The sequence below is a fragment of the Psychroserpens burtonensis DSM 12212 genome (assembly GCF_000425305.1).
In the GTDB taxonomy this organism is placed as follows: domain Bacteria; phylum Bacteroidota; class Bacteroidia; order Flavobacteriales; family Flavobacteriaceae; genus Psychroserpens; species Psychroserpens burtonensis.
Map to the genome: position 1 here is coordinate 22755 of NZ_AUDE01000021.1, position 11929 is coordinate 34683.

Sequence of the window (11929 nt, forward strand, 5' to 3'; positions counted from 1 at the left end):
AGCCTCCTTTTTTATTTACCATTAAACGTATTCATTGTGTTATTTATTCCGGCTGTGCCAAATGACTTGATGAGTTCTACAGATGTTTCTAACCGTTCTGTAAGGGTTTTGTTTTCTTCATCAGTCCATTCTCCTAGCACATAATCGATCTGTCTTCCTGTACTAAACTCATCACTTATACCAAATCTAAACCTATTGTACTTAACTGTCTGTAAGGTGCTTTGAATATCTTTTAGACCATTGTGCCCACCATCGCTTCCTTTTGTCTTTACTCTAATATTTCCGAAGGGAAGATTTAAATCATCTGTAATGACTAACAGGTTTTCTAAAGGCACCTTTTCTTTTGTTAACCAATACTGAACAGCTTTACCACTTAAGTTCATGTATGTACTCGGTTTTAAAAGAATAAAAGTTCTACCTTTAAATTTATAGGTTGAAAGATCACCAAGTTTTTGAGTTTCAAACTTAAGATCTTCTTTTTCCACTAGAGCGTCTAATACTTTGAAGCCTATATTATGCCTTGTGTTTGCATATTTCTCGCCAATATTACCTAAACCAACGATAAGAAATTTTTTCATAGGATCTGTTTCTTCTACATCCAACGATGTGGAGTTCCAATTAAATATGTTACGGATAAATTTCCAGATAATAGTCGCGTTTAGGTTATTGAACCCATTATAATTTTTAATTTACTTATTTCCTAAGTCATAGCAATGATATATCTTTCAAAAATAATTTCATCTCATTTTTGGTGAATAACTAAAACGCAAGGTGAGTTCTTTTTCAAAAATAAAAAAGCATTCTAAATAAATAGAATGCTTTTTAATATAATAGATAAAATAAGTTCTATTCTTGAGCTTCTGCCTCTGGAGAATCTCCTCCTTCAGCTGCTGCTTCTCCTTCTTCTAATTCTTCTTCATCGCTATCATCAACAACAGCTGTTCTTGCTGTCTTAATTTGAACAACAACAGTATTATCAGTATGAAGTATTGTATAATCTTCACCCTCTAAAGCCGTAACATACATTTTACCTCCAATTTTAAGTGGAGTAATATCTGCTTCTAAGAAATCTGGTAAATTTTTAGGTAAAGCTTTTACTCTTAATTTACGTCTGTTTCTACGAAGAATACCACCATTTAAAACACCTTTAGAAGTTCCGATGATATGCACAGGAATATCCACAGCAATTTCTTTATCTTCAAATAAACGGTAGAAATCTACATGTAGAATTCTATCTGTTACTGGGTGAAATTGAATGTCTTGTAAGACAGCGTCATAATTTTCACCGTTTTCTATGGCAATCACAACTGTATGCGCATTTGGCGTGTATACAAGTTTAGAGAAAGCCAATTCTGGTGCAGAGAAATGCACATTTTGGTCTCCTCCGTATAATACGCAAGGAACCTGACCAGCATTACGTAAAGCTTTCGTTGCCTTCTTGCCTACGCCTTCTCTTTGAGATCCATTGATTGTAATTGATTTCATTGTTTATATATTAATTTAATTATTTACTCTTTATTGGTCGTTAAGCTCGTTACTGACTTTGTTATCAATAAGCCTATCGAAACTACATTAAAAATTTAGAGCTAATAGATTTGTTATAATGCACATTATGCATTACTTCTGCAAATAAATCAGCACAGCTTAAAACTCTAATCTTTTCACTTTTTTGTTTCAGCGGAATTGAATCTGTAACAATTAATTCCTGTAATTTAGAATTCTCAATTTTATTATAAGCGTCTCCAGATAAAATAGGATGTGTACAAATAGCTCTAACACTTAGGGCACCTTTTTCCATCATTAAATCTGCAGCTTTCGTTAAAGTTCCAGCGGTATCCACCATATCATCGACCAATACAACGTTTTTACCTGTAACGTCACCAATCAATTCCATATGGGAAATCACATTAGCTTTTGCACGTTGCTTGAAACAAATAACCACATCACTTGCTAAAGCTTTAGAATACGCATACGCACGTTTTGATCCACCCATATCTGGTGAAGCAATGGTAAGGTTCTCTAAATTAAGTGATTTTAAATATGGTAAAAATATAGTTGATGCAAAAAGATGATCTACAGGTTTCTCAAAAAACCCTTGTATTTGATCTGCATGTAAATCCATTGTAATGATGCGTGTAGCTCCAGCAACTTCTAGCATTTGAGCTACTAATTTAGCTGCAATAGGAACTCTAGGTTTATCTTTACGATCTTGTCTAGCCCATCCAAAATATGGTAAAACTGCTGTAATATGTCTTGCTGATGCGCGTTTTGCAGCATCAATCATTAGCAACATTTCCATTAAATTTTTGGGTCCAGGATGTGTAGAACCAATAATAAACGTTCGTGTACCTCGTATTGATTCTTCATAAGATGGCTGAAACTCTCCATCACTGTATGTTGAAGTAATGACGTTACCTAAAGGCACACCAAAGGTTGCTGCGATTTTCTCAGCAAGTTCTTTACTTTGTCCGCATGCAAAAATTTTTGCGTCTATAACTCCGTTTGGCATTGGTAATGAATTATTTGCGATAATAAAACACGCTTTAATTTAACGAGGTGCAAATTTAAGAATTTATTTGAACTGAAAAAGCATAAAACCTACTATTTTTGATTGATAGTAATAAATAATTTTATAATTTTGCAGTCCGAAATCGCTCAAGTGGTGGAATTGGTAGACACGTTGGATTCAAAATCCAATGTCGCAAGACGTGCGGGTTCGATTCCCGCCTTGAGTACTGTTTAAACCTGTTAATCATATGATTAACAGGTTTTTATATTTTAAACAGTAACAGCACAATAACAGCATTTCTTACATAATAAGTCATTTCAACCTCTATGAAGATCCTGTTTAGCGTAATAATCTCCTCAATGTGTTTTGCTTCCATTCAGTCAATATATAATAGATAAGTCTGTTTTACTTCTTAATACGCAAAATTTATAGATCTATAACTCATCAATTTTGGCATACAACTATTTATCCATGTCTATTTTTCAAATAAAATGAAAATTTAAGAAAAAACTTACTTTGCGAATTAAAACAGCTAAATTTGGTTAATTGTTATTAATTGGATATAGGCAATAGTGTATATACAATTGTTGTGGTTAATATAAAACTCGATAACTAACGAACTAAAATTAAGGAAATATGATTGAATTTTTTAAGAGCAATTACGAATGGTTATTTGGAGGTATTGGAGTAACTGCTCTGTTTTTTATAATTGATAAGTTTTTTTTCAAAAAAGAATCAAAAACGGAAAAAACAACAAAAAATGAAAATAAAAATTCAATAATAATTACAAATAATCTTACAAGTAATCCACCAGAACAGAAACAAGAAAAAGTAAATGAAAACAATGAACCTAAAAATAATGTTAGGATTTTATTTGTAGACGATGAGCATACGAAATACAAAATGGTTTCAATCCTAAAAAAAGCCGGCTGGAAAAACACGAAATCGGTTAAAGACATAACTGATTTAGATGATTACAAAGCTAAAGAAGCTGATATTATATTTGTCGATATAAATGGTGTTGGAAAAGCTTTATTCGAAGACCAGGGTTTAGGTTTGGCTTCAGCATTGAAAAAAAAGTATCCAGAAAAGAAAATTGTAATTTATTCTTCAGAAACCAAAGGAGACAGATTTCATAAAGCATTAAGAGAAGTAGATGATTGTTTATCAAAAGATGCAGAACCATATCAGTTTGTAAATTTAATTGAAACCTTATGTCAATAAACCATTTTTCTGTTACTAATATCGAGAAAGAAAGTATTGCTACAAATTTGACAAAAGAATGTGAAAATTGTTTTTCAAAAACGGAACATAATGGCAGAACAATTGATTGTCCATTATATTTCACTAAAAGACGAAATGGAAAAGTTTCAAATAATAATGGAACAACATTTCTTTGTTGTTCAACCACAAAAACCACAAAGTTATTTAAAGGAAAATTAGACGCTCTATCATATGCTTATTATGACTTAAACTTACCTATTGAGGCAATACAAACAAACCTAAAACTTAAAGAACAAAAAAGAGTTAATCGTTTAGTTCACAACCTAACAACAATAAACGCTAAAAACATTCAAGAAATTTATGATTTAGTTCCTCAAGAAATTCTAACTTCTGACTTTAATTCTCAAATTCCTAAAATTTCTGAAATAGTTAAGACCAATCCTAAAGATACAGCTTTAATGTTTTTGAGATTAGCAAAACATAATATTCATATGAAGTCGGAATTTTCTATTTATAGGAAACTCGATAGAGCAAATCCTACTTTAGAAAAAAGAAAACATCCAATTCACAAAGTCTTAATGAACGTTTTACATTCGTTTTTTATAGATTTTTCAGATAAAGAAGTTTATGTAAATGTTGGAGAATTTAGAGGTACTATAAATTGTGATTATGAATCTTTACAAGTTGCTCTTTATCATTTAATCGAAAATGCTTCTAAATATGTTAGACCTAAATCTACAGTTGAAATAATATTCAAAGAAAAAGAAGAAAACATTTTTGTTCATTTTAAGATGTCAAGTCTATTTATTGAAGAAAGTGAATATTCAAAACTATTTATTGAAGGTTTTTCAGGAAATGAAGCAAAAAAAACTTCAAAAGATGGAGAAGGAATTGGGATGTGGAGAATAAAGCAAATGTTGGAATTAAATGACTTTTCAATAGAAGTAAAACCAGGAAAAGAAATCGAAAAATTAAATGGGTTTAGATTTTCAGAAAATGAATTTATAATTAAGTTAAAAAAATACTAACCACAACACCGTATATAATTTATTGCTTTTTTAGGCTTACTTACGAAAGTCCTCGCGGACTTTCTTGGTCGGTAATTATTTATTAAATTAGTTGCTTGAAAGACGCAACAAACCATATACATAAACGTTAGCAAGTATTGAAATGAAAAAGATTAAAGGAATAATAATAATATTTATGCTCATTGTTTGTAATCATTCAGTGGCACAAAATGACAGTTTAGCTCCAGCAAATCTTCCATTCTATTCATTTTTAGTATTGACTAATGATACCGCTTTGATTATTGAAGCTCAAGACTCGTTAATAATATGGAAACAAACTGAAAAAATTGATTCTGATAAAAAATGGAGATTAATTGGACTCACAATAAGTGACTCAACAAGTCATGCTACTGAAGACTCCTATCCATGGACTTCAAATACTACTATTTATAAGTTTAAAGAGACTACTCTGGAAATTGATTCTGATACATTAAAAAACAAATTTGAACTTAATAAAAACCATTTTCGAAAGACGAGAGACTGGAGTCAATTTGATCTATCTAAGGAGTGGACTCCTTTTTGGAATGACAAATTCTTAATGATTAAAAAATGTGACATATACATATTCCAGGCATATGATAGTTGGACGACTTATGAATATTACTTTAAAGAAATAGAATAAAACACTTGCTAACACTGTATATAGCAAATAGGGCGTTCAGTGGTTTACGAAAATTCAGTACTATTTATAAACACCGCCAAATTTTTAATTTGGCTTTTAAGATGAATAAGTTAAAAACAAAATATAAAAATGTGGCTCAGAGCAAACTTGAAAGTTCATCGCTTTCTACTGCCCTACTTGCCATATACTAAACGTTGGCAGTAATTTGAAAAAATGAAGTACATAATCATAATTTGCATACTAATCTCGTGTAAACTTTTTTCACAAGAAAAGAAAGTTGTTTATTTAAATGAAAATCATCAAGAAATAGATAAAAATGAATTTATAGAAGGAAAAAACTCTAGAGAATATCTTGATTTATATTTTGAAAATGATTCTTTAGTTCAAGGCTTATTAGTAAGGAGAAAACCAATTGGAAAACTGAACGAAAATCAACTTAATGAATTAAAACAAAGCTTATCTATTCAAAATAAAATTGATGATGAGTTAATTGTCATAATTTATTATCCAGGAAAAGATAGATGCAATGGCATGGAAAGATATTCTACTTGGAATATATTTGACAGAGACTATTTAAAAAAATTAAAAAAAATTAGCGATATAAGTCACCACTGGATTTATAAAGATGATGAAAATTTAAAATATTATTATCAAAAAAAAATAGGATGGAAAAAAGACAGTAATCAATTAATTGAAAAAATGTTTTTTAAATATCATTTTCCTTGTTTTAGTTGTGTAGTAATAGACACTAAAGGAAATTTTATAGCAAACTATGGAGAATTCGGAAAACAAACTGTTTGGGAGATTTCGGAAGAACTTAAAAAAATTGAATAAAAACTACTGCCAACACCGTGTATAATTAATTGCTAGGGCAATTGCCTACTTGGAAAATTCCTTCGGAATTTTCTCGGGTTCGTATTTGTTTACTAAATTAGTTGCATAACCACGCAACTAACCATACACAATCACGTTAGCTACAAGCCGAAATAAATGCTCAATAGAATATTTAGGAAAAGTAAAAAGAAATTATCGAAAAGCGAGGAATGGAAAAAATTCGAACTTTTTGAATTATTCGATGATTTAGATTCAGCTCTAAAACTTGTATCTGAATATAGTGGAGGATACTCAGGTGTTTTTTTATCAGCAGAAGAATTTCACAAAGCTTTTTCAGAAGAATTACACGACCTAAAATACCAAAACGTGCCTGATTTTAAAACCATATGTGTTTGGTTTGCGCCTACTTCTGCTTGGGACAATTTTGTAGGAATGGAAGGAATTGAATTAGGTAGCAGAATTTTTGAAAGAGCCTATAAATTTCATAATTCCAATAACTAAAAAACATCAACAAAAATGACGAAAAGCTTCTTTATAAATATATGGTTATTCATTCTAATTTTGATATTAGTTTCATTGTCAGTTTGGGGTGTTTTTTACATCAATGATTTAGAATCGAAAATATCAGTCCTTGGAATAGTAGCAGTAATAGTTGCAGCATTTACTTCGGTAATGACAGTAAACATAAATAATAAAAAAACACGGGAAAGAGAATATGAATTGCACATATTAAAAGAAAAACAAAAAGTTTGCGAACACTTTTATAATGCGTTTTTTGAAATTTTTAAAAATGTAAAAAACAATCGAGATGGCCTTACAAAGAAAGCAACTGAAGAAATGGCTCTTTTCAAGAAAGGTTTAATGAATTGGGGAAGTGAAGACTTAATTAAAAAGTATGTTGAATATGAGGACAATCTCGATATTCATAAAGGAAATACAAGTGCTATTTTGAACAATGCAGATGGTTTTCTTAGAGATATGAGAAAAGAACTTGGATTTAAAGATTCCAAAAGCTTAAAACTTATGACATTGCTATTGACAGCAGAAGCAAGAACTGAATTGGGCCAGTAGCTAACAACGTGTATAACCCATTGTTTACTTTGTGTGTACTCGGAAAATCCTGCGGATTTCCCTCTGGTTCGTTTCTTTTTGCTAAATTAGTTCCAAACCAAAACAACGTGCCATACACAAGCACGTTGTGCTTCATTATGACAAACCGCTAACCAATGATAAAATTCTTTAGAAAAATTAGACAAAATTTACTTTCAGAAGGAAAAACTGGAAAGTATTTAAAATATGCATTGGGCGAAATTATTTTGGTTGTTATTGGAATTCTAATTGCCCTTTCGATTAATAATTGGAACGAATTACGGAAAACGAATAATAATCAAGAGAAATACTTAAAGCTACTAAAAGTTGAATCGCTCAAAAATCTAAATGAGGTTAACAGATATAAAGACTTGGTAACTGATATGCATTCCTGGCAATTAACTGCTATGAATCTCATTGATGCCAATCACGATACAATATCAGAGAGTTACCTCTCAAAGACTTTTGTCAACATTATTGGTAGTTCTTATAGTTTTGACTTTGAAAACAGTACACTTTCTGAACTTAAAAATTCTGGCGAGTTAAAAAATGTCAGTAATGATAGTCTTCGTAAATACTTAACTGCTTTAGAACCATTAGTAATGAAAATAAAACAAGTAGAACAAGATGTGGAAATTAGCCTTGATGAAGTTACCGAATATCTTAAACCTCGAATATCTTTTAGAAAAATGTTAATTGAATCAGATACTGAAACTTACTTTGGACTTCCCAATTCAACAAAACCTAAAAAGAGCATTATTCCAATCTTGGAAAACGAGGAGTTTGAAAACAGACTACTAACGTACACATTAGCTACTGGAAATCTAAAAAAAAATCACTATCCAAAATTAGAAAACCATCTAAAAAAGATTATTGATATTATAGAAAAAGAATTAAATAAATAACGAAAGCACAACACCGTGTATAATTAATTGCTTTGGCAAGTGCTTATTTGGAAAATTCCTTCGGAATTTTCTCGGGTTCGTATTTGTTTACTATATTAGTTGTTTAACCACGCAACTAACCATACACAATTCCGTTGTGTTTCATACTGACTCGTCCTGAAATATGGCTACAGGTTAGAATTGATTTTACGGTGTAGCCATATTTCAGGACAAGACACATACATCATTCGGATAGAGGAATACAGTATTGTAGCAATGTTTACACCCAAATACTTAAAAGAAAGAAAATAGATATTAGTATGACAGAAGAAAATCATTGTTACGAAAACGCAATGGCAGAAAGGGTAAACGGCATATTAAAAGATGAATTTTATCTTGACCAGACCTTTGCTAACGTGCCACACGCTAAAGCAGTAGCAAAAAATGCAATTAATTTATACAATGAAATAAGATTACATTTATCTTTAGACTTCAAAACACCAAATATGGTCTATAAATTAACCGCATAAAATCAATTCTAACCTGTAGCCATATTTCAGGGCAAGACATTCCGGAAAAACTAAATGACGTATAAAGATCTATACAATTTTGCTTATCATTTCTTATTAGAAAAAGATGGTGTAACTGAAAAACTGATTCAACAGCATTTTCAGCCAGAATACAATAAGCCAAAAAATATCAATACCATTTACCAAAGACTTTGTGAAACTGCTCAAAACAAGCAAATGAGTACAAAAGTTATTGGAGGATCAATTGGTGGCGTAGAAAAATTGAAAGATGTCCTTTTTGATTTTAACCCAAAAAAAATTGCTGAAACTTTCGGGAAAAATGATTCTGAAAAATTATTAAATGAAATAATCTCAAAATTAAAACCGAAAGGACAAATTCGGAGAACTTCACGAAGTATTTGGCCCTTATTTTGTCAATCAATTATTGATTCTGCCTATTTTCTAAGTGAGTTTAATAATGCTGAATCATTTTATAATTGGGCGGAATTTTTCGCAAAAGATGAAAAGGCAAAACCAGCACTTCCAATGTTGATTAGCATCGAAATTTCAGGAATTGGGTTTCCTTTGGCTTGTGATTTTTTAAAGGAAATTGGTTTCTTGAATTTCGGAAAACCTGACGTTCACTTAAAAGAAATATTTAAAGAACTAAATTTAATTAATCCCAATGAGAGGTCAACAATAAAACAAGATTATCAGACTCTGAAATTAATTGATAAAATTGCTATAGAAAATAATACTACTGCTTTTGAAGTAGATAAAATATTCTGGCTTATAGGAAGCGGAAACTTTTATCTTTCAAACATTCAAATTGGCAGAAACAGAAAATTATTTATTGAACAAATAAAAACCCATTTTAAATTATAAAACATAATGACCTTCAACCGTGATAAGAAATTTGACATAAAACAAACAAATTCAATAATTCTTAAAAAAAGAAAACCAAGTTATACTGGAGAGAGTTGGTTAGGACACACGAAAGATTGTGGAATTATTGACCACGAATTACTAAAAGGAGCAACTAAAGATGAATTAATAAAAAGAAGTGGTAGAGAACTTGGAGGAGTAGATTCTCACATAAGTCATTTAAAAGCAGAACACGGATTAATAGTTTCAAAAAATAATGATATTTATAAATTTGAATATTATCATCCAGAAACTAATAAAATTCTCAACGAATTAGATTTGGAAAATTTAATGAAAATAGATATTGAAAATGTAGCAAAATATTCCATTGTTCAATTAAAAAATAAAGAAGGTGATTTAAAATGGTATTCTATTGGTATTGAAACTCAAAACAAAAATGGAGAAGAAGTTACTTCATTGACAGAAAATAAGGGATTCGCTCAGAAATTAATAAATAAAAAGGTTGGTGATTATGTAGATTTTGGTACAGGTTTTAAAATTACGAAAATTAAAAAATACCTGAGTAAATAAAAAAACAAAATGCCAACAATGGTTATATTTAATAGGATTTTTGGCGCTTAACCCAAAGTGAAGTGCCTTGAATAAAGTCCGCAAAATTTTCAATTTTGCCTATCTATTAAATAAAAAAAAATTAAAAATCTGGCTAAGTGCTTAATGGAAAGTTCAGTTCCCTGAATTCTTGTACTAACCATAGCATGGACGTTCGAGTTATTTCAAAAACAAAATGCAGTTAACAAGAAAAAATATTATTCTATACTTAGTAATAGGCGGATTTATTTTCTACATATTAAGTGTTCTTTTAAGTGCTATATCCATTGCTCCTATACCTATGGATCAAGATTGGTGTAAATATGGTGAAGACATTCAAATTGGTGAAAATGAGTATGAATTTAGATGTTTAGAATACAAAAATGAATGGCAAGAAACAATATATTATTACAATCAAAAAGTATTAGAAAGATATATAAACTTATTATGGTTTAAATTAATTTTAGCATTAATAGTTACTGTTTTCATTTTCTATTTTATCCCCAAATGGAAAGGAGTTCTGAATAAAAAAGGAGAAAATATTATTGGAAGCTTAATCTTAATTGCATTAGTCATTGTGCTTATTATTCCATTCATTTTCTCATTCTTACTTCCTCCTCCAATAGAATGGCTACCAGATATTTTTGAAGAAATTAATGATGCTCAAATAAATGAAGCGATAAGAACATTAAAAAACAACCACTAACAAAAAATATAGGTCATTTGGCGCTTAACCCAATGATAAAGAGACTTTAGCGAGGTGGCTAAATTTTTAAATTTGACTTGTTGAGAAGAAAATATAATAAGAAAAATTTAAAAATCCGGCTTATGCTTAACCTAAAGTTTCGTGCTTAATAATCGCCTACTTTTCTTATACCAACCGTTGGCAAACAGTAAAAAACATATATGGATAAAATCGAAAAAATTGTAAAATTAATTCCAGTAGGAACTTTTTTAATTATTGTAGCGAGCTCTATAAAACTTGCAATTTATTATAGTGTATTCAATATCAATATTGTTGATTATATAGGGATATCTGAATATATACCACTATTTATTGATGATTTGCATAGCCTGTTATATGTTTTGGGATCAATATTTCTTGGATTCGTTGTAGGCGAGTTTGCAAGTAAAGAAAAGAAAAAAGATAAAAAAGAAAAACGAGATAAGCCAGATGACAGAAAAAGCCTTCGAATAAGATTTATAATAATTATCTCTATTTTACTTATTCTCTCCTCATGTGTTATCTATTTTAGTTTTGACAGCATATCGGAAAGATTAGAAAAATTGGATTTCCCATTTTTTGTAATAATGATTTGTCTGTTGATAATTAGGACTACTTATGAAAAAAATTCCAAAGTTTTTTTAATTAGCTGGTTTTTAAGCATATTGATTATTCCGATAGCAATTAATGGTTACCAAGAGGCTTATGCTGTTTTGGATAATCGAACTGATTTTAATTATGAATTAATTTTATTTGATAATGTTTCTGGTTCTGGTTCTAATTTAGATTATTTAGGCAAATCGAACGACTACTTATTTCTTTATGATAGGAAAAATAAACAATCAATAATTAAACCAATCAAAAACCTAAAAGAGCTTCGAATTAAAGAAAAAACAATTGAAAAATAAAAAAACATTTGTTAGTTTCTTCTTTACGTAATGGTTTGTGCTTTCTATATGCAGGATTAAGAGCTTTCCGTGTGTTAGTCTTATTC

At 29.9% G+C, this 11929-nt stretch carries 15 protein-coding genes and 1 tRNA gene; 13 read left to right on the forward strand and 3 right to left on the reverse strand.

The window, feature by feature from the left end:
- Nucleotides 1–11: 11 nt before the first annotated feature.
- The 3 genes from pth to H593_RS0109955 all read right to left on the reverse strand — a co-directional run bounded on the left by pth (nucleotide 12) and on the right by H593_RS0109955 (nucleotide 2509).
- Nucleotides 12–578 (reverse strand): aminoacyl-tRNA hydrolase, encoded by a 567-nt coding sequence (pth, locus tag H593_RS0109945; protein ID WP_084142305.1) that lies wholly within the window; start codon nucleotides 576–578, stop codon nucleotides 12–14.
- Nucleotides 579–846: 268 nt separating this feature from the next.
- Nucleotides 847–1485, reverse strand: coding sequence for a 50S ribosomal protein L25/general stress protein Ctc (locus H593_RS0109950; protein WP_028872315.1), 639 nt, complete (start codon nucleotides 1483–1485; stop codon nucleotides 847–849).
- 82 nt (nucleotides 1486–1567) lie between these two features.
- On the reverse strand, nucleotides 1568–2509 hold the full coding sequence (locus H593_RS0109955) for a ribose-phosphate pyrophosphokinase (protein ID WP_028872316.1): 942 nt from the start codon (nucleotides 2507–2509) through the stop codon (nucleotides 1568–1570).
- 144 nt (nucleotides 2510–2653) lie between these two features.
- On the opposite strand from H593_RS0109955, the gene H593_RS0109960 reads away from it, so the two are divergent.
- The 13 genes from H593_RS0109960 (at nucleotide 2654) to H593_RS0110020 (ending at nucleotide 11843) form a co-directional block, all read left to right on the forward strand.
- A tRNA-Leu gene (locus tag H593_RS0109960) sits at nucleotides 2654–2735 on the forward strand.
- 410 nt (nucleotides 2736–3145) lie between these two features.
- Nucleotides 3146–3733, forward strand: a complete 588-nt coding sequence (locus H593_RS0109965) for a response regulator transcription factor (RefSeq protein ID WP_028872317.1) — start codon at nucleotides 3146–3148, stop codon at nucleotides 3731–3733.
- Entirely contained in the window at nucleotides 3724–4761 is a 1038-nt protein-coding gene (locus H593_RS0109970; RefSeq protein ID WP_028872318.1) for a histidine kinase, read from the forward strand. The genes H593_RS0109965 and H593_RS0109970 overlap by 10 nt, the downstream gene beginning before the upstream one ends.
- 142 nt (nucleotides 4762–4903) lie before the next feature.
- Nucleotides 4904–5422: a hypothetical protein gene (locus H593_RS0109975; RefSeq protein WP_028872319.1), complete on the forward strand. Its 519-nt coding sequence runs from the start codon at nucleotides 4904–4906 to the stop codon at nucleotides 5420–5422.
- A 213-nt stretch (nucleotides 5423–5635) separates the two neighbouring features.
- Nucleotides 5636–6256, forward strand: coding sequence for a hypothetical protein (locus H593_RS0109980; protein WP_028872320.1), 621 nt, complete (start codon nucleotides 5636–5638; stop codon nucleotides 6254–6256).
- A gap of 156 nt (nucleotides 6257–6412) precedes the next feature.
- On the forward strand, nucleotides 6413–6757 hold the full coding sequence (locus tag H593_RS18910; protein ID WP_037052040.1) for a hypothetical protein: 345 nt from the start codon (nucleotides 6413–6415) through the stop codon (nucleotides 6755–6757).
- Nucleotides 6758–6772: 15 nt separating this feature from the next.
- Entirely contained in the window at nucleotides 6773–7327 is a 555-nt protein-coding gene (locus H593_RS0109990) for a hypothetical protein (RefSeq protein ID WP_028872321.1), read from the forward strand.
- A 155-nt stretch (nucleotides 7328–7482) separates the two neighbouring features.
- The gene (locus H593_RS20010) at nucleotides 7483–8250 is read left to right on the forward strand and encodes a DUF6090 family protein (protein ID WP_051229694.1); all 768 of its coding nucleotides are present in this window, start codon (nucleotides 7483–7485) and stop codon (nucleotides 8248–8250) included.
- 293 nt (nucleotides 8251–8543) lie between these two features.
- Complete coding sequence (locus H593_RS0110000; protein WP_281168563.1) at nucleotides 8544–8759, forward strand: integrase core domain-containing protein; 216 nt, start codon at nucleotides 8544–8546, stop codon at nucleotides 8757–8759.
- 54 nt (nucleotides 8760–8813) lie between these two features.
- Nucleotides 8814–9623 carry a hypothetical protein gene (locus H593_RS0110005; RefSeq protein WP_028872323.1) on the forward strand — a complete coding sequence of 270 codons (810 nt, stop codon included), beginning with the start codon at nucleotides 8814–8816 and terminating at the stop codon, nucleotides 9621–9623.
- A gap of 6 nt (nucleotides 9624–9629) precedes the next feature.
- The gene (locus tag H593_RS0110010) at nucleotides 9630–10193 is read left to right on the forward strand and encodes a hypothetical protein (protein WP_028872324.1); all 564 of its coding nucleotides are present in this window, start codon (nucleotides 9630–9632) and stop codon (nucleotides 10191–10193) included.
- A 214-nt stretch (nucleotides 10194–10407) separates the two neighbouring features.
- Nucleotides 10408–10917 (forward strand): hypothetical protein, encoded by a 510-nt coding sequence (locus tag H593_RS0110015; RefSeq protein ID WP_028872325.1) that lies wholly within the window; start codon nucleotides 10408–10410, stop codon nucleotides 10915–10917.
- Between the two features lie 200 nt (nucleotides 10918–11117).
- Nucleotides 11118–11843, forward strand: a complete 726-nt coding sequence (locus tag H593_RS0110020) for a hypothetical protein (RefSeq protein ID WP_028872326.1) — start codon at nucleotides 11118–11120, stop codon at nucleotides 11841–11843.
- Nucleotides 11844–11929: the final 86 nt, after the last annotated feature.